General features: G+C 62.7%; 19 protein-coding genes and 2 tRNA genes. 7 read left to right on the top strand and 14 right to left on the bottom strand.

Annotated elements, in window-relative coordinates:
* Positions 1-26: 26 nt before the first annotated feature.
* The 3 genes from CJ178_RS00455 to CJ178_RS00445 all read right to left on the bottom strand — a co-directional run bounded on the left by CJ178_RS00455 (position 27) and on the right by CJ178_RS00445 (position 2389).
* A complete protein-coding gene (locus tag CJ178_RS00455) occupies positions 27-614 on the bottom strand; it encodes an ATP-dependent Clp protease proteolytic subunit (RefSeq protein WP_007730960.1) in 588 nt (195 codons plus the stop codon).
* A gap of 200 nt (positions 615-814) precedes the next feature.
* Positions 815-2188 (bottom strand): trigger factor, encoded by a 1374-nt coding sequence (tig, locus tag CJ178_RS00450; protein ID WP_033232854.1) that lies wholly within the window; start codon positions 2186-2188, stop codon positions 815-817.
* A 127-nt stretch (positions 2189-2315) separates the two neighbouring features.
* A tRNA-Pro gene (locus CJ178_RS00445) sits at positions 2316-2389 on the bottom strand.
* Between the two features lie 316 nt (positions 2390-2705).
* Here CJ178_RS00445 and CJ178_RS00440 point away from each other — a divergent pair.
* Positions 2706-2779 (top strand) — tRNA-Gly (locus tag CJ178_RS00440).
* Between the two features lie 164 nt (positions 2780-2943).
* On the top strand, positions 2944-3699 hold the full coding sequence (locus CJ178_RS00435) for a hypothetical protein (RefSeq protein WP_095887769.1): 756 nt from the start codon (positions 2944-2946) through the stop codon (positions 3697-3699).
* Positions 3700-3712: 13 nt separating this feature from the next.
* Here the strand turns inward: CJ178_RS00435 and CJ178_RS00430 are convergent, their stop codons facing one another.
* Genes CJ178_RS00430 through CJ178_RS00420 form a run of 3 tightly spaced genes read right to left on the bottom strand, consistent with a single transcriptional unit; the run spans position 3713 to position 5681 of the window.
* Complete coding sequence (locus CJ178_RS00430; protein WP_033232850.1) at positions 3713-4510, bottom strand: Fpg/Nei family DNA glycosylase; 798 nt, start codon at positions 4508-4510, stop codon at positions 3713-3715.
* A 15-nt stretch (positions 4511-4525) separates the two neighbouring features.
* Positions 4526-4999, bottom strand: a complete 474-nt coding sequence (locus CJ178_RS00425) for a ribose-5-phosphate isomerase (RefSeq protein ID WP_033232848.1) — start codon at positions 4997-4999, stop codon at positions 4526-4528.
* Positions 5000-5057: 58 nt separating this feature from the next.
* A complete protein-coding gene (locus tag CJ178_RS00420) occupies positions 5058-5681 on the bottom strand; it encodes a DsbA family oxidoreductase (protein WP_033232846.1) in 624 nt (207 codons plus the stop codon).
* Between the two features lie 160 nt (positions 5682-5841).
* Between CJ178_RS00420 and CJ178_RS00415 the strand changes: the two genes are divergently transcribed.
* Together CJ178_RS00415 and pepN are read left to right on the top strand one after the other, a co-directional pair.
* Positions 5842-7086 (top strand): NAD(P)/FAD-dependent oxidoreductase, encoded by a 1245-nt coding sequence (locus CJ178_RS00415; protein ID WP_095885895.1) that lies wholly within the window; start codon positions 5842-5844, stop codon positions 7084-7086.
* Between the two features lie 57 nt (positions 7087-7143).
* Positions 7144-9723, top strand: a complete 2580-nt coding sequence (gene pepN, locus CJ178_RS00410; RefSeq protein WP_095885894.1) for an aminopeptidase N — start codon at positions 7144-7146, stop codon at positions 9721-9723.
* A gap of 83 nt (positions 9724-9806) precedes the next feature.
* On the opposite strand, the gene CJ178_RS00405 is transcribed toward pepN, so the two are convergent.
* The 3 genes from CJ178_RS00405 to CJ178_RS00395 form a co-directional block, all read right to left on the bottom strand.
* Complete coding sequence (locus tag CJ178_RS00405) at positions 9807-10286, bottom strand: DUF5130 family protein (RefSeq protein WP_033232840.1); 480 nt, start codon at positions 10284-10286, stop codon at positions 9807-9809.
* Positions 10273-10536, bottom strand: a complete 264-nt coding sequence (gene ctaJ, locus CJ178_RS00400) for an aa3-type cytochrome oxidase subunit CtaJ (protein ID WP_033233164.1) — start codon at positions 10534-10536, stop codon at positions 10273-10275. The genes CJ178_RS00405 and ctaJ overlap by 14 nt, the downstream gene beginning before the upstream one ends.
* An 82-nt stretch (positions 10537-10618) precedes the next feature.
* On the bottom strand, positions 10619-11308 hold the full coding sequence (locus tag CJ178_RS00395) for an HNH endonuclease (protein WP_172936716.1): 690 nt from the start codon (positions 11306-11308) through the stop codon (positions 10619-10621).
* A 161-nt stretch (positions 11309-11469) separates the two neighbouring features.
* On the opposite strand from CJ178_RS00395, the gene CJ178_RS00390 reads away from it, so the two are divergent.
* Positions 11470-11865 (top strand): globin, encoded by a 396-nt coding sequence (locus tag CJ178_RS00390; RefSeq protein WP_033233162.1) that lies wholly within the window; start codon positions 11470-11472, stop codon positions 11863-11865.
* 4 nt (positions 11866-11869) lie between these two features.
* On the opposite strand, the gene CJ178_RS00385 is transcribed toward CJ178_RS00390, so the two are convergent.
* Positions 11870-12289, bottom strand: coding sequence for a cupin domain-containing protein (locus CJ178_RS00385; protein WP_033232838.1), 420 nt, complete (start codon positions 12287-12289; stop codon positions 11870-11872).
* Positions 12290-12437: 148 nt separating this feature from the next.
* Here CJ178_RS00385 and CJ178_RS00380 point away from each other — a divergent pair, with 148 nt between their 5' ends.
* Positions 12438-14036: a glycoside hydrolase family 13 protein gene (locus tag CJ178_RS00380; protein ID WP_095885893.1), complete on the top strand. Its 1599-nt coding sequence runs from the start codon at positions 12438-12440 to the stop codon at positions 14034-14036.
* Positions 14024-14932 (top strand): DMT family transporter, encoded by a 909-nt coding sequence (locus tag CJ178_RS00375; protein ID WP_095885892.1) that lies wholly within the window; start codon positions 14024-14026, stop codon positions 14930-14932. The genes CJ178_RS00380 and CJ178_RS00375 overlap by 13 nt, the downstream gene beginning before the upstream one ends.
* Here the strand turns inward: CJ178_RS00375 and CJ178_RS00370 are convergent, their stop codons facing one another.
* From CJ178_RS00370 to CJ178_RS00355, 4 genes are all read right to left on the bottom strand, one after another.
* The gene (locus CJ178_RS00370) at positions 14933-15583 is read right to left on the bottom strand and encodes a hypothetical protein (protein ID WP_033232834.1); all 651 of its coding nucleotides are present in this window, start codon (positions 15581-15583) and stop codon (positions 14933-14935) included.
* Entirely contained in the window at positions 15576-15995 is a 420-nt protein-coding gene (locus tag CJ178_RS00365) for an acyl-CoA thioesterase (RefSeq protein WP_033232832.1), read from the bottom strand. The genes CJ178_RS00370 and CJ178_RS00365 overlap by 8 nt, the downstream gene beginning before the upstream one ends.
* A complete protein-coding gene (locus CJ178_RS00360; RefSeq protein ID WP_095885891.1) occupies positions 15992-20839 on the bottom strand; it encodes an NAD-glutamate dehydrogenase in 4848 nt (1615 codons plus the stop codon). The genes CJ178_RS00365 and CJ178_RS00360 overlap by 4 nt, the downstream gene beginning before the upstream one ends.
* An 84-nt stretch (positions 20840-20923) precedes the next feature.
* Positions 20924-21334 carry an acyl-CoA thioesterase gene (locus CJ178_RS00355; RefSeq protein WP_033232828.1) on the bottom strand — a complete coding sequence of 137 codons (411 nt, stop codon included), beginning with the start codon at positions 21332-21334 and terminating at the stop codon, positions 20924-20926.
* Position 21335 lies beyond the last annotated feature (1 nt).

The following is a 21335-nucleotide window of genomic DNA, read 5'->3' as shown; positions in this document are numbered from 1 at the left end:
GGCAGCAATAGGACGGATCAACCGACTCAGTTGCCGGTGCCGCCGGCCTGATTCGCACGAGAGACGACATGGTCGACGAAGCCGTACTCGAGGGCTTCCTTCGCCGTGAACCAACGGTCACGGTCCGAGTCAGCGGTGATCTGCTCGACCGTCTGACCGGTGTGCTGAGCGATAAGCTCGGCCATTTCACGCTTGGTGTGCTTGAACTGTTCGGCCATGATGGCGATGTCGCTGGCGCTACCACCGATACCGGCGGACGGCTGGTGCATCATGATGCGGGCGTGCGGTAGGGCGTAACGCTTGCCCTTGGTGCCTGCGGAGAGCAGGAACTGCCCCATCGACGCGGCGAGACCCATGCCGAACGTCGCGATGTCGCACTCCGCGAACTGCATGGTGTCGAAAATCGCCATACCGGCGGTGACGGATCCACCAGGCGAGTTGATGTAGAGCGAGATGTCTCGCGTCGGGTCCTCGGCCGAGAGAAGCAGGATCTGCGCGCACAGCTTGTTTGCGATGTCGTCGTCGACCTGGGTACCGAGGAAAATAATGCGCTCACGGAGCAAGCGCTCGTATACCGAGTCGCTGAGGTTCAACCCAGCGGTGGCTGAAGTCATGGCGGGACTCTGCAAAGTCTCCAGGTGATTGGAAGTCACGGTACCTGCCTTCTATGTGGATCTTCTTTGCCAAATACGAATTGCTGACACAGACACTAACCAAGTAGGGCGGCACCGGAGTCCCGGTGCCGCCCTACTTCGCTCAAAGCGGAAAACTCATTGCAGCCGATCGCGGTGAAAACACCCGATAACCTGCTTTTTTACTTGTCTTCGCTCTCGGCAGAATCAGACGCCTCTGCGTCCTCGTCAGCCTTGCCGTTACCGAAAAGCTCAGCGGTGTCGACAGCAGCGCCGCTGCTGTCGGTGACGCCGGCAGCCTCGACGACGGCTGCGAGAGCCTTGCCGCGACGGACATCGGCGAACATCGCACCAAGCTGGTTGGCCTGCTGGATCTGCTGGATGAACTGCTCAGGAGCCATGCCGTAACGCTGCGCCTGGAACAGGATGCGCTCGGTGAGCTCGTCCTGGCCGACCGTGACGTCGTTGGCGTCCGCGATGGAGTCGAGCAGGAGCTGCGTCTTGACGGAGCGCTCAGCGGCCTCCAACGTGTCCTTGTCGAACTCTTCGCGGCTGCTGCCCTGCTCTTCGAGAGCCTTGTTCAGAGCCTCTTCGTCGTGATCGAGACCGTGAACGGCGTCGTGCAGCGCAGCGTCGACCTCAGCCTTGACGATGGCCTCGGGCAACGGAACCTCGACCGTCTCGAGCAGCTGCTCGAGAACCTTGTCGCGGATCTGGCCGGCCTGCTCGACCTTGCGGACGCGTCCGACGCGCTCGCGGAGGTCTGCCTTCAGTTCGTCGAGGGTGTCGAACTCGCTGGCGAGCTGAGCGAACTCGTCGTCCTCGTCCGGAAGCTCGCGCTCCTTGACCGTCTGAACGGTCACGGTGACAACGGCTTCCTTGCCTGCGAATTCACCGGCGACCAGAGTCGACGTGAAGTCCTTGGACTCCCCCGCCTTCAGGCCGATGATGGCTTCGTCGAGGCCCTCGATGAGCTGGCCCGAACCGACCTCGTGTGACAGTCCGCTGGCGGTAGCCTCGGCAACGTTCTCGCCGTCGACGGTGGCCGACAGGTCGATGGAGACGAAGTCGCCGTCCTCGACTGCGCGGTCGACGCCCGTGAGGGTGCCGAAACGCTGACGCAGCGAGAGCAGCTGCTCTTCGATGGCCTCATCGGTGATCTCGATCGGATCGACCGTGACGTTGATGGAGCTGAAATCGGGGAGTTCGATCTCGGGGCGCACGTCGACCTCGGCAGCGAATTCGAGGACGTCGCCGTCTTCGAGCTTCGTGACCTCGATCTCGGGCTGGCCGAGTGCCTTGACGCCGGCGCTGGTGACAGCCTCGGAGTAACGCGACGGCAGAGCGTCGTTGATGACCTGCTCGAGCACAGCGGCGCGACCGACGCGTGCCTCGAGGAGGCGGGCCGGGGCCTTGCCCGGACGGAAGCCTGGGAGACGAATCTGCTGCGCGAGGGCCTTGTAGGCCTTGTCGAAATCAGGCTTGAGTTCCGCGAAGGGCACCTCAACGTTGATACGGACTCGCGTCGGGCTGAGCTGCTCGACGGTGCTCTTCACGAAACTTCGCTCCTTCGTCTGGTCTTGCTCATAACTGGCTTACTGCAGGTTTTCGGTCTTGCTCGTGTGGTCTTGCACGACACTCCACTCCTGCGTGTGCAGTAGTGGAGTCTCGTATACGTACTTGTCGGGATGACAGGATTTGAACCTGCGACCCTCCGCTCCCAAAGCGGATGCGCTACCAAGCTGCGCTACATCCCGTTACTCGCAAACATGCTTCTTACGAACACGCTCGCGAAAACAGCCGCGTACTTGCGACTGCGCCAAACCTTATCGCGCTCACTACTCTCTCACGAACCCGCCCACCATTTGTACACGGATAGCCGTAAGCACGTGCAGCCTGCATCCGGCTCGAAACTCCGGCCGCACCGGCGCGACCGACCCTCGACTGCACCCTCGCCGGAGATTCCCCTGGTGAGAAGGCTTTCGACCCCCCGATTATGAAATCCGCACACGCATTGGGTACAGTTTCGAATCGCAGACGACGAACACGGCGATCCCGAGTTCGCGTGTGCACGGGGATGTAGCTCAATGGTAGAGCCTCAGTCTTCCAAACTGATCACGCGGGTTCGATTCCCGTCATCCCCTCCATCGGAGGGAAACTTCCACAAAGATCCGCATCGGCCTCGCCGGTGCGGATTTTTTGTTGCAGCGATCCGTATCCTGGAGTTGTCCGGATCGATACTGCTCGGAGGCCACCCGTGACCACGATTCTTCTCATTCTCGTCGTTCTGGCTGTTGTCGTGTTCCTGGTCATGAAGAGCCAGCAACGCGGTTCCACCCACAGCGCGACACAACTCGACGACGCCAAAGCTGATGCCAGGCAGGCAATCGAGCGTCTCGGTGGCCAGGTGTACAACCTCACCGGCTCCGACGAACCGTCGCGGCAAGCACTCGCCGACGCAGCCGAGCGCTACACAGCGGCGGGCTCGCAGATCGATCAGGCCGCTACCCCGGTTCAAGCGCGTCTCGCGAAACAGACTGCGCTGGAAGGGCTTTACTACATTCGCGCGGCACGAGTCGCCATGGGAATGGATCCGGGTCCTGACGTTCCCACCATCGACGGCCAGAAAGCCGCCGGCGCGGTGACCGAGTCCCGCGAAGTCGAGTTCGAGGGCCGCAAGGTCGCGGCATCACCTACCCCGTCGTCGCGTACCCCCAACTACTACCCCGGCGGTCGCGTCGCCGGCCGGCCCGTTCCGGCCGGTTGGTACTCCGAGCCGTGGTGGAAGCCCGCCCTCGTCGCAGGCGCCTGGGGCCTGGGTTCGATGATGCTGTTCTCGACCATGTTCTCCGGGATGGCCGGAGTTCCTTACGGCGCAGAGGCTTTCGCAGCGGGCGGTGATCCCGACGCAGATCAAGGCGCAGATGCAGGTGATCAAAGCCAAGGCGACGCCGGCGATCAGAGCTACGACCAAGGCGACCAGGGCTACGACTCAGGTGACAGCGGATTCGGCGACAGTGGATTCGGCGACGGCGGCGGGATGGACTTCGGCGGCATGGACTTCTAGACCGCAGGGTCGTCTACACAGCCTGACACACCGGGCACCAGAACAGGTTTCGTGCCTTCATGACGGAATGAAGGACCGGTGACCCGCAGACCCGGCAGGGTGATCCCGCGCGCCGGTAGACGTAGGTGCGCGGACGATCCTTGGCGTAGGCCGGATCGCCGTTGTCGTGTTCGGCCCGCACGACGTGCATTTTTCCGCGTCGCACGCCGACCTTCATGAGTTCGACGAGGTCCGCCCACATGGCAGTCCATTCGTCGTAGCTGACGAGGTTGCCGGGGCGTTCGGGGTTGATGCCGTGACGGAACAGCAATTCGGCGCGGTAGACGTTGCCAACCCCGGCCAGCACTGCCTGATCCATGAGCAGTGCGCCGATTGCCGTCTTGGACTTCGAGATTCGCGCCCACGCCTGCTGCGGGTCCGCGTCGCGGCGCAGTGGATCGGGGCCGAGCCTGGCTTCGATAGCGGCTACTTGCGGCGGCAGCAAGACTTCACAGGCGGTGGGACCACGAAGGTCGGTGCCGAAGCCGGCACCGACCATTCGCATCCGGACCTGCCCCACCGGTTCTTCCATCGGGAGGGCACTGTCGGTGAACTTTCCGTACAAACCGAGGTGTACGTGGACGATCAGACCATTGTCGTATGTGTGCCACAGGTGTTTGCCCCAGGCATCCGACGACGTGAGTACATGCCCGTCCACCAGAGCCGCGTCCGTGGCAAATCGCCCCTGCGGGCTGAGTACGCGCACTGGTGAACCGACAAACTTCTTTGCATGCAACCGTGCCAGTCGATGCAGGGTATGACCTTCTGGCACGGGACTACTTCTCGATCAGGCCTGCGGCAATGCCGGTGCGACGCCGGTCTTCTCGTACTCCGAGAGGATGTCGATGCGGCGCTGGTGACGCTCTTCGCCTGACCACTCGGTGGCAAGGAAGGCGTCGACGATGGCAAGCGATTCCTCGAGGGAATGCATGCGTCCACCGATGCCGATGAGCTGTGCCTTGTTGTGCTCGCGGGCCAGCTTGGCGGTTTCGACGCTCCACGCCAGAGCGCAGCGGGCGCCGGGAACCTTGTTGGCGGCAATCTGCTCACCGTTGCCGCTTCCGCCAAGGACGATGCCCAGGCTTCCCTCGTCGGCGACTACCCGCTTCGCTGCTTCGATGCAGAAAGCCGGGTAGTCGTCCACGGCGTCGTACTCGTGAGCACCACAGTCGATGGCTTCGTGGCCATTGGCTGTGAGGTGTTCGATGATCTCGTTCTTACGTTCGAATCCGGCATGGTCGGCACCCAGGTATACGCGCATGGGGACAATTCTCTCAGGCTCATCCCCCGGCGCGCACCCGGCCCTGGTGCGGTCGAACTCAGTCGAACTGCGGATCCTCGTTGCGCGTGCGCTTGAGTTCGAAGAAGTGCGGGTAGCTCGCCAGCGCAACTGCGCCGTCCCACACTCGTCCTGCGTCCTCGCCGCGCGGGATGCGCGAGAGAACCGGGCCGAAGAAGGCAACGCCGTTGACGTGGATGGTGGGAGTTCCGACGTCGGGGCCAACCGCGTCCATGCCGTGATGATGGCTCTCACGCAGGGCTTCGTCGTACTCGGTCGACTCGGCTGCGTCGGCAAGTTCAGCCGGGAGTCCGACCTCGTCGAGTGAACGCTTGATGACGTCGGCAAAGTCCTTGTTGCCTTCGTTGTGGATCTTGGTTCCCATGGCCGTGTACAGCGGCAGCAGGATGTCGTCGCCCTTCAGCTTCGCAGCGGCGATTGCGACGCGCACGGGTCCCCATGCCTTGGTCATCATCTCGCGGTACTCCTCGGGCAGGTCACGTCCTTCGTTGAGGACGGCCAGGCTCATGACGTGGAATTTCGCGTCGATGTTGCGCACCTGCTGCGCTTCGAGGATCCACCGCGAGGTGATCCAGCACCACGGGCACAGAGGATCGAACCAGAAATCAGCTCGGTCGGCACTCTTGTTCTCGACTGCACTCACGTAAACAACTCCCTATCGGTCACGGTCCTAGCGGGAACGAAAAATTGCGTACCCCGCCATGGCAACAATCATCCCCCACCAATCCTTCCCACATACTCCCGAACCACCTTCTCTCACCAGTAATGTCGAAAGAACACGAGTGCGAAGGAGTGGTTCAACCATGAGCGCAAATCGGAGATTCGTCATCATCGGCGGCGGCTTGGCCGGAGCAAAAACTGCGGAGGCCCTGCGAGAGCGGGACTTCGACGGAGACATCGTCCTTCTGAGCGAAGAGGACCATCTGCCGTACGAGCGTCCACCGCTGTCCAAGGAGTTCTTTGCGGGCAAGAAGACCCTCCCGGAATTCACGGTCCACGACGGTGAATGGTTCCGCGATCAGCACGTGGACCTGCGGCCCGGAACAACCGCAACCGCTTTCGACCCCGTTGCGCACACCGTGACTCTCCCCGACGGTTCCACGCTCTCGTACGACAAACTGGCGCTCGCCACCGGTTCGCGTTCTCGGCGACTCGACATTCCAGGGGCGGACGCCGACGGCGTGCACTACATCCGCACCATCGACCAGGCGTCGTCGCTGCTGAAGGCTCTGTCCGCGGACAAGAAACTGGTTGTGGTGGGTGCCGGCTGGATCGGCCTGGAAATCGCCGCGTCCGCGCGCGGATTCGGTGTCGGGGTGACGATCCTCGAGCATGCGAGTCTTCCCCTCGAAGCAACGCTGGGGCCGGAGATGGGCGAAGTGTTTGCGGCACTGCACCGCGCGAACGGCGTTGACCTACGAACGAGCACCGACGTGAAGTCCATCGCGGTGACAGACGGAGTTGCTTCCGGCGTCACCCTGGCCGACGGCAGCGTAGTTCCCGCCGACGCCGTCCTGATCGCTGTGGGCGCTCTCCCCAACACCGAGTTGGCCACGGCCGCCGGTATCGAGGTCGACGGCGGAGTCCTCGTCGACGCGGGTCTGCAGAGCAGCGACCCAGACGTCGTGGCGATCGGCGATATCGCGGCGGCGACGCACCCGATCCTGAACGCGCGAATCCGGGTGGAGCACTGGGCAAATGCTCTCAACCAACCGGCGACAGCCGCGGACACCATGCTCGGCAAACCGGCCGAGTACGTGCGGATGCCGTATTTCTTCACCGACCAGTACGACCTCGGAATGGAGTACGTCGGGCACGCTCCGCATGGCAGCTACGTCTCCGTGGTCACCCGCGGTGACGTCGACAACCGCGAGTTCCTGGCCTTCTGGCTCGACGGCGACAACAAGGTTCTGGCGGGAATGAACGTCAACATCTGGGATGCCGGTGACGCAATCAAGGAGTTGGTGGCGTCGAGTGCACCGGTGGATCCGAAGCGCCTGGCAGATCCCTCGGTTCCATTGACGGAGGCGTCCGCGATCACGAAGTAGTCCCCGCCGTGATGGGATGGACTCATAAAGATCCACACCATCGACGAGGAGATCTTCGTGGCCGCACCGAACCTGACACGCGAGACGGCAGCCGAACGGTCAGCGCTGCTGACCGTCGACAACTACCTGATCGAACTCGATCTCACCGACGGCAGTGATGCCCCTGGTGAGGAGACGTTCTTCTCCAAGACCACCGTGACCTTCTCGGCCACCGCCGGCTCGAGCAGTTTCATCGACATCATCGCTGCCCGAGTTCATTCCGCAGTGCTCAACGGCACCCCGATCGATATTTCCGACTACGACGAGGCCACCGGAATAGCCTTGACGGACCTCGCCGCGAGCAACGAACTGGTGGTCGAGGCCGACTGTGTGTACTCGCACACCGGAGAAGGTCTGCACCGCTTCGTCGACCCGACGGACAGCGCCGTGTACCTGTACTCGCAGTTCGAGACCGCCGACGCCAAGCGCATGTTCGCGTGTTTCGATCAGCCGGATCTCAAGGCCACGTTCGATGTCCGCGTCACTGTGCCGACCTCGTGGAAGGTCATCTCCAACTCTGCCGTCGTGGAAACCCTTGCCGCCGATCCCGGCAAGCATGTCTTCCGCACAACACCGAAGATGAGCACATACCTCGTTGCGCTCATCGCCGGCCCGTACGCCGTGTGGACCGACAACTACTCCGACGAGCACGGCAACATCCCCCTCGGAATCTTCTGCCGCGCCTCACTTGCCGAGTTCATGGACGAAGAGCGCCTGTTCACCGAAACCAAGCAGGGCTTCGATTTCTACCACCGCAACTTCGGTGTGCCGTATGCCTTCGGGAAGTACGACCAGTTGTTCGTCCCGGAGTTCAACGCAGGCGCGATGGAGAACGCGGGAGCGGTGACGTTCCTGGAGGACTACGTCTTCCGGTCCAAGGTCACTCGCTACTCGTACGAGCGTCGTTCCGAAACCGTGCTTCACGAAATGGCCCACATGTGGTTCGGCGACCTCGTCACCATGACGTGGTGGGACGACCTGTGGCTCAACGAATCCTTTGCGACTTTCGCGTCTGTGCTCTGCCAGACCGAGGCCACCGAGTACAAGAACGCCTGGACAACCTTTGCCAACGTCGAGAAGTCGTGGGCTTACCGTCAGGACCAGTTGCCGTCCACCCACCCCATCGCCGCCGACATCCCGGACCTGGCAGCAGTCGAGGTCAACTTCGACGGAATCACGTATGCCAAGGGCGCCAGCGTTCTCAAGCAATTGGTGGCCTACGTCGGCCTCGATCCCTTCCTCGCGGGACTGCGGGAGTACTTCCGTGAGCACGCATTCGGCAACGCCACCTTCGACGACCTCCTCGGCGCTCTCGAAAAGTCCTCCGGCCGCGACCTTTCCGACTGGGGAACCCAGTGGCTCAAGACCACCGGCCTCAACATCCTTCGCCCCGACTTCGACGTCGACGCAGACGGAAAGTTCACCCGTTTTGCCGTGTTGCAGGACGGCGCAGCTCCCGGTGCCGGTGAGCGACGTGTTCATCGCATCGCGGTCGGCATCTACGACGACGTCGACGGCAAGCTCGTGCGGAGCCGCCGCGTCGAACTCGATCTCGACGCCGCCGAAACCACCGACGTTCCTGAGCTTCTCGGAGTTCATCGCGGTCAATTGATTCTGCTCAACGACGACGACCTGACGTACTGCTCGGTGCGACTCGATCCGCAGTCCCTCTCGACGGCAATCGACCGCGTCGGCGACATCGCCGAATCACTCCCCCGCACTCTGGTCTGGTCCGCAGCGTGGGAGATGACTCGTCAGGCCGAACTCAAGGCCCGCGATTTTGTCGCTCTGGTTCAGCGCGGCATCAGCGCCGAAACCGAGGTCGGTGTGGTTCAACGCCTCCTGCTCCAAGCACAGACCGCCATCGGAAGCTACGCCGATCCGGTCTGGGCCTCGGCCGAAGGCTGGGCGGACTTCGCCAACCGGCTTCTCGAACTTGCCCGCGAAGCCGAGGCCGGTTCCGATCACCAACTCGCATTTGTCAACGCACTCACCGGAGTTGCACTCTCCCCGTGGCACACCGAGGTCCTGAACGAATTGCTCGACGCCGACCCCGCGACCGTCGGCCTCGACGGTCTGGTTGTCGACACCGATCTGCGGTGGCGCATTGTCGGAGCTCTCGCCGCGGCAGGCGAGGTGGATGCCGAGGGGCTGGAGACCCCGTTCATCGACGCCGAGGCCTTGCGCGACCCGACTGCTGCAGGTGCCAGGCAGGCCGCTGCCGCAGCTGCCGGTCGACCGCAAGCTGCGGTGAAGGAGCAGGTGTGGGCAAAGGTGGTCGGCGACGATTCGGTACCCAACATCACGGCGCGGTCCATCATCGGTGGTTTCGCCCGCGAAGGACAGGACGATCTCCTCGAACCGTTTGTCTCGCGCTACTTCGACGACATCGCGGGCGTGTGGGAACGCCGCTCGAGTGAGGTGGCGCAGACCGTCGTCGTCGGTCTGTACCCGTCGTGGTCGGTCAGTGAAGAGTCCGTCGCAGCGGCTGATCGTTTCCTCGAGGGCGACATTCCTCCCGCGCTGCGTCGCCTTGTCGTGGAGGGCCAGGCCGGTGTAGTTCGATCGCTCACCGCCCGAAAGTTCGACGCCAGCTGATACACAAGGCCGGTGCCCGCCTCGAGGAAATCGAGGCGGGCACCGGCCTTACTGCAAGGACTGCGAACTACGGCGCAGAGGAACTACGGCGCAGAGATTGCTGCTGCCATGACACGGATTCCGCTGATCAGTCCGTCGATCAGGTTTCCTTCACTGATGGAGCTCACTGCTGCGGTTGCGCCGAGCTGCGCAACGCGGTCGGTGACCCGATCGGCAACGACGCGGCCACTGCGGACCTCGACGACACGCTGGTTGGGCGATACGGCGATGAGAACCGAACGCTCCGCCTCAGGTGTGGTCGGGAACAGTGCGTCGGCACCGGCGGCCGGGTCTGCGCCCAGGTCGCCGACGTACGCATTGAAACGCACCTTGGTGGAACGGGTGGCCTCGGTCAGCGCGACGTCGAGGGCTACCAGGTCCTTGGTCGTGAACGGAAGGTCGTCAACGAACGGCTCTCCCACACGATGCACGCCGGAGATACGGCCACTGGTCGTGATGACGCTGCCGACGGGCAGGTTTTCGGGCGCTACTGCGACCGCTGTCGAATGATCACCACTTGCCACTTGCGGTTCCTCCAATCAGATCAGCCGAGCCGGCTTCGATCGCGTGTGCGCTGCCGTGGTGACCGCCGCGAACGGTCACTTCGTCGACAGCACTCCACAGGATGGGGGCGTGATCCCACGACTCACCCAGATGGAACGCCGGCGGAACCGGACCCGGCGTCTTCTTCCCGAGGAAGGACGCACCCGCGAAGAAGGCGGTGATCAGGGCCGGGATCCCAACGTATATCAGTACTACCTCGAGAATGCTCACACCAGATAACGTAGCCCAGAACGCCAGGAAGGACAGCGTCAGGGCCACAAATTATCGAGCAATTTGTTCCGGGCAGTTCGAGTCAGGCGGCACCGACACCGAGATACGGCACCCACGACGGGTGCAGTTCCTTGGTTGCGGCCAGCAATCGCCAGTGCGGACCGGAGGGCGGAACCAATTCCGCGCGCAGTGTCCACCCCAGTTCGCTGAGCATCTTGTCGGCTTTGCGGTGGTTGCACGGCGCGCAGCACGCTACACAGTTCTCCCATGAATGCCCGCCGCCGCGACTGCGCGGTACCACGTGATCGATGGTCTCGGCCTTTGCGCCGCAGTACGCACATCGGAAATGGTCACGATGCATCAGTGCCGCGCGGGTCATGGGAATACGGGCGCGGTACGGGACGCGCACATAAGTTCGTAGGCGAATGACCGATGGCACCTGCACCGACCAGTCCGCAGAGTGGACTATGGGTCCGAATTCGTCTTCGTGAACCGTGTCGGCTTTACCGCAGGCCATCAAGACCACGGCCCGTCGTGCCGGCAGGGCCGTCAGCGGTTCGTAGGTGACATTGAGTAGTAGCACTCGGCGTTTGATCCACTCGGGGACCACGTGATCCGTGGCGAACTCGGTGGTCTGACCGAATCCGTCAGGAACAACTTCCAGAACAGCCCCTGACGCGTGCTCATGCCGCGCGTCTGCGCGAGCGATGGCACCACGGCCGCCAGCGGGCTGAAGTTGTCGGTGATTTCGTGCAGCGTGTCGGTTCTTCATACGACCTCCGGGAGACTGCCCCCAAGTTGACCACGGATATTCCGGTTACGCACTCCCATTTCGCACAAAATTGCTCGGATTGCCGGTGAATTTCGGGTGAACGGACCTCCGGTCGACCCGGAAACCGACCACGTCCGCCATCAGGCACAATGGAACACGCCATGAATGACGTACAGCAGACCTTCTACGACGCCGTCGGCGGAGCCGAGACGTTTCACAAGCTCACCGCGCGGTTTTACGAGGAAGTCGCGAAGGACGAGGTTGTTCGCCCGCTGTATCCGGAAGAGGATCTCGGTCCAGCCGAGCGCCGCATGCGGATGTTTCTCGAGCAGTACTGGGGCGGCCCGCACACCTACTCCGACGAGCGCGGACACCCTCGCTTGCGGATGCGGCACAATCCGTTCGTGATCGGCCCGATCGAGCGGGACGCGTGGCTACGCTGCATGCACGTTGCGATCGCGTCCATCGACGAAAAGACCTTGGACGCCGCACATCGCCAACAGTTGATCGATTACATGGAGATGGCTGCAGCGTCCATGGTCAATTCCGCCATCTGAACCACTAGCGTCTGACCATTCGTCCGAGCTTGCGGACAGCCCGAACACCGAACGACACGCTCGGGTGCAGCGGCACGCTCAGAATCGCGTGTTTGCGGACGTAATCCTCGACGTGCCATTCCGACCAACTGCCGGCGCGGAAGAGCGCGGCGTCACCGACAGACAGAGTGCGCTTCTCGACCCCCGCGGACTCGACCGTCACCGATCCTTCGAGGATCTGAACGATCTCGTCGGCGCTGAAGTACCACCGGAACCGCCCTTTGGTGCAGTCCCACACGTGCGTTGTCGTGGTGCCGTCCTTGCTGGCAGACCATTGCGCGGCGCGGGCGACCGGATCCCCGGAAATGATCCAGTCCGCGTTGATCGGATCGTCGTTCAACGGAAGTTGGTCCAGACTCACTGCTTCGATTGCCGACAAACTCATGATTTTCCCCCCTCGAGAAACCGGTAGCGCAAAGATTGCCGACGGCAGAGTCTTCGCTCCTGGAAAGTACACCAAGGTGAGGTAAAGAACCACCAAACAGCCGTGTCCAAGTCGTGCGAGTGCTCGAGGTTTGGCACTATGAGAACTTGTGAGTAGCCCTGCGGATTCGACCGTTACCAACCCGTCCACTCCGCCTTGGTGGAACGAGGCAGTTTTCTACCAGATCTATCCGCGATCTTTTGCCGATTCCAACGGCGACGGCATCGGTGACCTCGGCGGAATCGAGGACAAACTCGGGTACCTGGAACTGCTGGGCGTCGACGCCCTCTGGTTGAGTCCGGTCATGCGCTCGCCGATGGCCGATCACGGGTACGACGTCTCAGACCCGCGTGACATCGATCCCCTGTTCGGCGACATTGCCGCGATGGATTCACTGATCAGAGCCGCACATGAGCGCGATATCAAGATCACGATGGACCTGGTCCCCAACCACACCAGCGACCAGCACGAATGGTTCCAAGCTGCGCTGGACTCCGCACCAGGTTCTCCGGAACGATCCCGCTACATCTTCCGCGACGGCAAGGGCGAGAACGGCACCGAACCACCCAACAACTGGCCAAGCATCTTCGGCGGTCCGGCGTGGACCCGCATCAGCGATGCCGACGGAAAACCGGAGCAGTGGTACCTCCACATCTTCGCGAAGGAACAGCCCGATCTGAACTGGGACAACCCGGAGGTTTTCGAGGATCTGGCCAAGACTCTGCGCTTCTGGCTCAGCCGGGGTATCGACGGATTTCGGATCGATGTCGCCCACGGAATGGCCAAGCCGGAGGGTTTGCCGGACCATGACTGGGATCTCAACGAGCTCATGCGCAACGACGACGACGACCCGCGATTCAACAATCCGGAGGTCCACCAGATCCACCGCGGAATCCGCAAGGTCATGAACGAATTCCCCGAGGCTATGACCGTGGGAGAGATCTGGGTTCGCGACAACGAGCGCTTCGGTGAGTACATCCGTCCGGACGAGCTTCACCTCGGATTCAACTTCCGGTTGGCAGAAACCGAGTTCGCGGCGGAATCCGTGCGGGCAGCGGTGGAGAACTCCCTCGCCGCCGTAGCCGAGGTCGGCGGTGTTCCCACGTGGACGCTCTCCAATCACGATGTCGAACGTGAGGTCACCCGCTACGGCGGCGGCCAGATCGGAACTCTGCGCGCACGGGCGATGGCCTTGGTCGAGCTTGCACTGCCCGGTGCCGCCTTCATCTACAACGGCGCCGAACTCGGACTGCCCAACGTCGATCTTCCCGACGACGCCCTGCGGGATCCGGTGTGGGAACGCTCCGGTCACGCCGAGCGTGGTCGCGACGGATGCCGAGTGCCGTTGCCGTGGGAAGGAGCCGCTCCGCCCTTCGGATTCACCACAGCCTCGAGCACGTGGTTGCCGATGCCACCCGAGTGGTCGACGCTGACGGTCGAGGCTCAACTCGAGGACGTCGATTCGATGCTCTCGCTGTACCGCAGCGCCCTCGAACTGCGTTCGTCCCGACCGGAGATCTCGGGTGCCGATATCGACTGGTACGGGAGCCCTCCCGGGTGCCTGGCGTTTCGTCGACGGGGCGGTCTGATCTGTGCCCTCAACACGTCGGATGTGCCTATTTCCCTGCCCGCCGGCGACGTTATCCTCAGCAGCGCTCCCCTGGTCGACGGTCTGTTGCCCGTCAACACCGCTGCGTGGCTGATCTGAGTCGGACCTCAACTCACCGGGGATCGGTCCTGGCCGTTGTAGCCGCGGCCGTGCTGTTCGGAACCACCGGAACCGCACAGGCCTTGGCCTCGGAAAGCCTCGGATACGACCTCGATCCCCTGGCCGTCGGTTCCGCGCGGGTGGTTCTCGCTGGCCTGATCCTCGCGGTGTTTGCGTACGCGCGCGGCGGCCTCGGGTTCACTCGCTCGACCAGCCGATCCGCGCTCACGGGCGGATTCGGTGTCGCCGCATATCAATTGGGGTTCTTCACCGGAGTGCAGGCAGCGGGAGTTGCGGCAGGCACGATGATCGCACTGGGATCAGGTCCGGCGTTCACCGGCGTACTGCAGTACCTGGTGGACCGCCGCATGCCCGGCCCGCTGTGGTTCCTCTCGACCCTGGTCGCCGTCGCCGGTATGACGCTCATCGTCGCCGGCCAACCCGGCGACGGATCGGCGAACGTACTCGCCGGCGCGGTGCCGGCACTCATCGCCGGACTGGGCTACGCGATCTATACCGTTGCCGGCGCACACATGATCACGGCGGGAGTGTCCACGCAGGGCGCGATGGGTCAGATGTTCGGCATCGGCGGGATCCTCCTACTACCGATCCTGATCTGGCAGTGGCCAGGTGGGCTCGATACCGGCGCCGGGGCAACCGCGGTGGTGTACCTCGTTGTGGTTCCGACCGTGTTGGCCTACCTGCTCTTCGCGGCGGCACTGCGACACCTCAACCCGGCAACCGTCGCAACGCTGACGCTGCTCGAGCCGGTAGTCGCAGCTATTCTCGGCGCAGTGGTTCTCGGCGAGACCATCACCACCGTGGCCATGCTCGGCATGGCCACCGTCGTCGCGGCCCTCGGCTTGTTGACGGCAGGGACACTGCGTAACAGCTAGCTAGCGAGCCACCATCAGCGGAATCGACCCGCCGCGGTGGCGATAGATCGAACCGAAGCGCGCGTCGAGACGAATCCACGATCTACTGGCCCGAACCCGCACCAACTCCGTCTCGTTGATTCGGTTCACATCGACGAATCCCATTGCGGTCAGCGCAAATATCGCCCGCATCGAGATCCCGGCCGTGATGCTCGGCCCACTGACCTCGAGCACCTCTTGATCGAGCAACGAGACGGGCGGTCCCGAACTGCTGCCGTGCTCCTGCGCCAAAGCATTTCCGCGCTGGGCCAATTCGATCAAGACGTGCGCCGGGACATCGTCGAGGTGCTCGAATCCTTCGGCCGGCGGCAGCGCTCCACGCCACGCCGAGTCCATCGAGAATCCCGGATCGATCAGTTCACCGGACGCGTGGGACAGTGCAGCCAACAAGGTATCCCCGGCCGCCGAGGTGTCGTCGGGATTGACGGTACCGACGATAGTGCGCGTCGCCAGGGCGTCGAACCCTGTTGCTGCCCACACACTCACGTGATCCGGGCCGCGTCGACGCATCCTGATGACGGCCGATTCGTCCAACCGCAACGCGTGCCCGATGAAGCCGGCCAAGTTCTTGCGCTCGGCTTCATCGGGCACGGTCAGCATTCGCTCATGCACGCTGCCAACGCTCCAGGTACCCACGCTCGGGACCACTGAGCCGCCGCAGTCGTTGCGTATCGATATCGAACGCCGCGATCTGCGTCGACGCGACGATGGACGGCGCGACCGAGAGTCCCGCCGACTTGGGGCGCACCTCGTATCCGATCGTAAAGTCCACGGCTCGAATCTTTTCCACCCACATCAACACGTCGAGCGGTGAATCGTCGTGCCGCAGCTGCCCCCGATACCGCACATGCAGATCCGCGACAACCGCACCGTCACGCAATGACACCGTCGGACATCCGTCGTGGAACAGCCACGGAATCCGAGCTTCTTCGAGCAGTGTCACCATGCGCGCATGGTTGACGTGTTGGAAGACGTCCATGTCGGACCATCGAACCGCCACGTCGGCATGAAATCCTTCGCTCAACGCCCTACCTCCGATCGGGTGCCCATGCTGCGCACCATGCTGCGAACCTGCCGCGCCGCTACCGAGAGCGTCGCGAGGTCAAGCGTCCCAGACTCGAAGATCTCACCGAGAGCGGCCCTCGCCCGGCTCAGCCTCGACGCGTTGGTCGCTTCCCATTCGTCGATCTTTTCCTGCGGCGATTCTCCCGGCTCACCGCCGACGAGCACTTCCATCGTGAGCTGCCGCAACGAGCTGTACAGATCGTCACGCAACGCCAGCCGGGCCAGTGAATGCCAGCGATCCCCACGCTCGAGTCCGGACACGGCCGTGAGCAGCCAGTCGATTCCGAGATGCGCGTCAAGCGCGTAGTAGAGCTGCGCGACTTCCGCGATGTCGTGCTCGGCGATGTCGGCGATATCCGCGATGTCGAGGAGGCAGTACACGTCCAGGAGCCGGAAGACTTCGAGCGCCAGAGCTTCGGGGGCCCCACGGTCGATGACTGATTGGGCCCGGGAAAGCAGATCCGTCAATTGATGGCCGGCAAGCAAATCGGGAACAAGGGGCGCCGTCGACCGGTAGGCCGCGGAGTAGCGAGACACTTCTGCCCCCACCGCGATGGGCTGTGGCCGATTGGCGAGAAACCACCGCGAGGCTCGGTCGAGGAGTCTGCACGTTTCCACGATCAGATCGTTCTCGAGATCAGCTGCGAGTCCGGCCGAACGAATCCGCCCCCACACGTCGTCGAGCGCAAACACCTCACGGACGGCTGCGTACGCCCGAATCGAATCCGTACTGCTGGCGCCGGTTTCCTCCGCAAGCCGGTACGCGTAGGTGATTCCGCCGTTGTCGATGACCTCGTTGACCAGCATGGTTGCCACGATCTGTCGGCGCAGTGGGTGGTCCTTGATCTGTGCGGCAAACCGATCGCGCACCGCACTCGGGAAATATCCGGGAATCTGTTGCGCGAAGTACTCGTTGTCCGGCAACTCCGTGGCGAGCAGATCGTCCTTGAGCGCGAGCTTCACATGCGCGGTGAGAGTCGCCAATTCCGGTGACGTCAAACCGGATCCGATAGCCAGGCGCCGATCGATTTCCTTGTTGGTCGGTAGCGCCTCCAGTGCGCGATCGAGTCCGCGTGTAGCGCTCAGATCGCTGATCTGCCGCCTGTGGACGGCAAGCATTTGCGGGGCCGTGACCCGCGAAATACCCAGCAGAGCATTCTGGGCGATGTTGTCCGCCAGAACGAGGCGCGCAACATCGTCGGTCATCAAGGCCAACAACGGGTTCCGCTCATCTGCGGGTAACGCACCCGACCGAACCAACGTGTCGAGCAGGATCTTGATATTGACCTCGTGGTCGGAGCAGTCCACCCCCGCCGAGTTGTCGATCGCGTCGGTATTGATGTGTCCACCGTTGGCACTGAACTCGATTCGCCCCAGCGCCGTCACACCGAGATTGCCGCCCTCGCCGACCACCTTGACCCGTAGGTCAGCGCCGTCGACACGGACCGCATCGTTGCTCTTGTCGCCGACCTGCGCGTTGGTTTCGGCCGACGCCTTGATATAGGTACCGATGCCGCCGTTCCACAGCAGATCTACCGGTGCGGACAGGATCGCGCGCATCAATTCGGGCGGCGAGAGTTTGGTGACTCCCTCGTCCAACCCCAGGGCAACGCGCACACTTTCGGCGATGGGGACGGACTTGACGGTACGGTCCCACACACCGCCGCCGTCACTGATCAGGCTGGCGTCGTAATCCGCCCACGACGATCGCGGAAGTTCGAAGAGTCGGCCACGCTCGACAAATGATCGCGCGGCATCCGGGTTGGGGTCGAGGAAGATGTGCCGGTGATCGAATGCCCCGACCAGTCGGATGTGACGGCTCAGCAACATACCGTTGCCGAATACGTCGCCGCTCATGTCCCCGACTCCGACTACGGTGAAGTCATCGGACTGCGTGTCGACACCGATTTCCCGGAAGTGCCGCTTGACGCTTTCCCACGCGCCGCGAGCGGTGATCCCCATTCCCTTGTGGTCGTATCCCACCGAACCACCCGAGGCAAATGCGTCGCCGAGCCAGAAGTTGTACTGCGCAGCAACGGAATTCGCCAGGTCCGAGAATGATGCCGTCCCCTTGTCCGCGGCGACGACAAGGTATCGATCCTCGTCGTCGAGTCGCACGACCCGATCCGGCGTCACCACTTCCCCGGTCTCAGGATGAACGTTGTCCGTGATGTCGAGCAGACCCGAGATGAAAGTCCGGTAGCAGGCTTTGCCGGATTCGAGTGTGGCACTGCGATCGGTTGCCGGATCTCCGGTCGGGACCGGCGGGTTCTTCACGACAAATCCGCCCTTGGCACCAACGGGGACGATGACCGCGTTCTTGACCGCCTGCGCCTTCACGAGGCCAAGCACTTCGGTCCGGAAATCTTCCCGACGGTCCGACCACCGCAGACCACCACGAGCCACCGCACCGAACCGCAGGTGCACTCCCTCGACCTCCGGCGAGTACACAAAGATCTCGAAAGCCGGCCTGGGCTTGGGCAATTCACTGATCCGAGAAGGATCAAGCTTGATCGACAGATACCCGCGCGAGCGCCCATCCGTATCCAGGACATAGAAGTTGGTGCGCAGGGTTGCCTTCACCAGCGAGAACATTCCCCGCAGGATGCGGTCGGCATCGAGGCTGAGAACTTCGTCGATCGAGGCTCGCAGTTGCGCCTCCAACTCCTCGATACGCTTCCCACCAGTCAAGTTCGGATCGAACTTCGCTTCGAAAAGTTCCACCAGAGCCGCCGCAGTCCGCGGGTGCGACAGTGCGATCCCCTCGATATGAAACTGACTGTACGGAAAAGTGGCCTGCCGCAGGTATTTTGCGTAAGCCCGCAAGATGACTGCCTGCCGCCACGTCAATCCTGCCCGCAGTACCAGTTCGTTGAACCGGTCAGCCTCGGCGCGCCCGAACCACACGGCACCGAACGCCGCAGTGAACCGCTTCTGCACCTCGGTCAGCGCTACCGTGCTGGTTTCGAGTGGTACTTGGGTGTCGAGGTCCGGCTGCACGGATGCCCGCAATTCCGCCGGTACAGACAGCCCGAAATCGTAGATCCAGCACTTCACCCCGTCGAGTCGCTGGACCACGTGTGGCCGTTCGTCGAGCACCTCGACACCGAGCGACTGCAGTACCGGGAGAACCTGGCTCAGCGAAATGGCGTCGCCGCCGACAAACAGCGTGAACCGCCACTGACCTGGTTCGGAATCCTCACCGCGATAGAGCAACACGTCGATCGAACCAGGAGCCAACGCTTTGAGCCGAGAGATATCGGACAACGCGCGAGAGGGCTCGAAGTCCTCCTTGTATCCGTCGGGAAGAACCCGGATGTACCGCTGCACCAATTCCAGATCGAGGTCGGAGCGCTCACGGACGAGATCGGTGATGCGGTCGTCCCAACTACGACTGACCTCGGTCAGCAGCGCCTGTACTCGTTCACGGTTTTCCTCGGACACATCGAGCCGAATCGGTTCGCTGCCAGGCTCACGCCGGATCGTCACATGCAGCAAAGCAAGGTCGTTCTCACTCACCCTGGCTGTGTAATCCACTGTGCCTGGACCGAATTCACTCCAGAGCGTGTGCTGCATCGCCAACCGGACACGCGTTGTGTAGCGGTCGCGTGGCAGGTACACCAGGCAGGAGACAAACCGACCGAACGTGTCTTCGCGAACGAACAGCCGCACCTGGCGACGCAGGCCGATGCTGTGCACCGCGTGAACAGTCTCGAACAAGGTGTCGGTGTCGCTGGAAAACAACTCCGTGCGGGGGAAGGACTGAATGACCTCGAGCATCGCCTGGCCGGAATACGAATCGAGGTCGACACCGGCGCGGCTGATCACCTCGCGCACCCGGCGCTCGATCAGCGGAATGGCAAGAACGTTTTCGTGGAGGGCCACCACGGTGAAGACGCCGAGGAACCTGTGCTCCCCCACGATGTTTCCGTCGTCGTCGAGTATCGACACCCCGACGAAGTAGGGATACACGGCGCGGTGAACGGTGGCGGGGAACGACCCCTGGGTCAGGACGAGCAGCGGCCGATCCGGGAGATCGGCAACCGGCGGCAAGCTCATCGGACCGTCGGTGACGGCGTCGGATCGCAGTACGCCGAGTCCACTTCCGTCCACCGTGCGGGAGCCGTCTGCAGTGCCGACGAACCGTCGATAGCCGAGCACGGCGTAGTTGCCGGCAGCCATCCACCGCAGGAGGCCTGCCGTGTCGGAGAATTCTTCCGACGAGACGCGGCCGGTAGCCGAGGCTGCCGACGCCTCGAGTTCGTCGGCGATACTCAATTGCAGGGCAGTCATGGACGGGGTGTCGTCGGCGACGACGCGAACATCGGCCAACACCTTGCCCAGGTGTTCTTCGATGGCGTCGAGTTCGAAATCCTGCGCTGCCGCGTCCAACTGCACGTGCATCCAGGATTCCTGGATACCGGTGTCTCCCAAAGACTTCAAATTGCCCGAATTGTCCCGATCCGCTCGAAGGATCGGATGGGCGTACTGACTGATACCCACACCTAGGCGATTGAGCAGCGCGGTGATGGATTCGACCAACAGCGACATGTCGTCGTTGACGATCTGGATCGCCGCACCCAACTTCGCCGGATCCCAGGGACGATAGACTCGCCACACCGCCGTGCCCGGCACCCGAGTGCGCCCGAGTTCGAGATGCGCTTTCAGTACGCGATTGGATCGGCCGTTGATCACATCGCCGCTGTCACCCTCGTCGATATGTGTGAAAAAAGCCTCGCGAAGGCGCGTGAGTAACGTCGCTTCGTCGAGGCTTTCGGAATTGTGTGGTGCTCGGTCGGTCATTCCTGGCTCACATCCTGTGGGTTCTGATCACCGCGGCCAATCTCATGCTCGAGACTAGCCGCGGTGACCGCTACCTAGGGTGAACTACGCCGGAACAAGCGCTGCTTCCAGCACCAAACGCTCGCTGTCCGCGAGGGGTCTGGACTTTTCGGACACAGTGTCGAATCCGACCATCAATGCGTCACCGGATGCGCACTCCGCACCGGTGTTGTCGCGGACGACGTGCCGGACCGTGAACGAGGAAGTCCCGACATGAGTCGTGAAGATCTCGACATTCAAAGGACCCGAACGATCCGTTACCGGCTTGAGGAACTCGATGGACATCTTCCGGACAACGACGTATCCCGGACGGCCACCATGGGCGGCAAGCTTCGACGTCAGGAACTGAATGCGAGCTTCCTGCATGTACTCGGCATACCTGGTGTTGTTGACGTGGCCCAACCGGTCGGAATCACCCCACCGAACCTGAACCTCACACGTGAATACGTCCGACACC

It is taken from the genome of Rhodococcus sp. ACPA4, from assembly GCF_002300185.1.
Classification (GTDB): domain Bacteria; phylum Actinomycetota; class Actinomycetes; order Mycobacteriales; family Mycobacteriaceae; genus Rhodococcus_F; species Rhodococcus_F globerula.
This window is presented reverse-complemented; position numbering and strand designations above follow the sequence as displayed.

Bases quoted from the DNA above. Each gene is read 5' to 3' on its own strand.
- CJ178_RS00385 (WP_033232838.1), bottom strand. From the start codon at position 12,289: ATGAGTTTGTCGGCAATCGAAGCAGTGAGTCTGGACCAACTTCCGTTG.
- CJ178_RS00435 (WP_095887769.1), top strand. From the start codon at position 2,944: ATGAAGAGCCAGCAACGCGGTTCCACCCACAGCGCGACACAACTCGAC.
- CJ178_RS00415 (WP_095885895.1), top strand. From the start codon at position 5,842: ATGAGCGCAAATCGGAGATTCGTCATCATCGGCGGCGGCTTGGCCGGA.
- CJ178_RS00395 (WP_172936716.1), bottom strand. From the start codon at position 11,308: ATGAAGAACCGACACGCTGCACGAAATCACCGACAACTTCAGCCCGCT.
- CJ178_RS00390 (WP_033233162.1), top strand. From the start codon at position 11,470: ATGAATGACGTACAGCAGACCTTCTACGACGCCGTCGGCGGAGCCGAG.
- CJ178_RS00425 (WP_033232848.1), bottom strand. From the start codon at position 4,999: ATGCGCGTATACCTGGGTGCCGACCATGCCGGATTCGAACGTAAGAAC.
- CJ178_RS00455 (WP_007730960.1), bottom strand. From the start codon at position 614: ATGACTTCAGCCACCGCTGGGTTGAACCTCAGCGACTCGGTATACGAG.
- CJ178_RS00360 (WP_095885891.1), bottom strand. From the start codon at position 20,839: ATGACCGACCGAGCACCACACAATTCCGAAAGCCTCGACGAAGCGACG.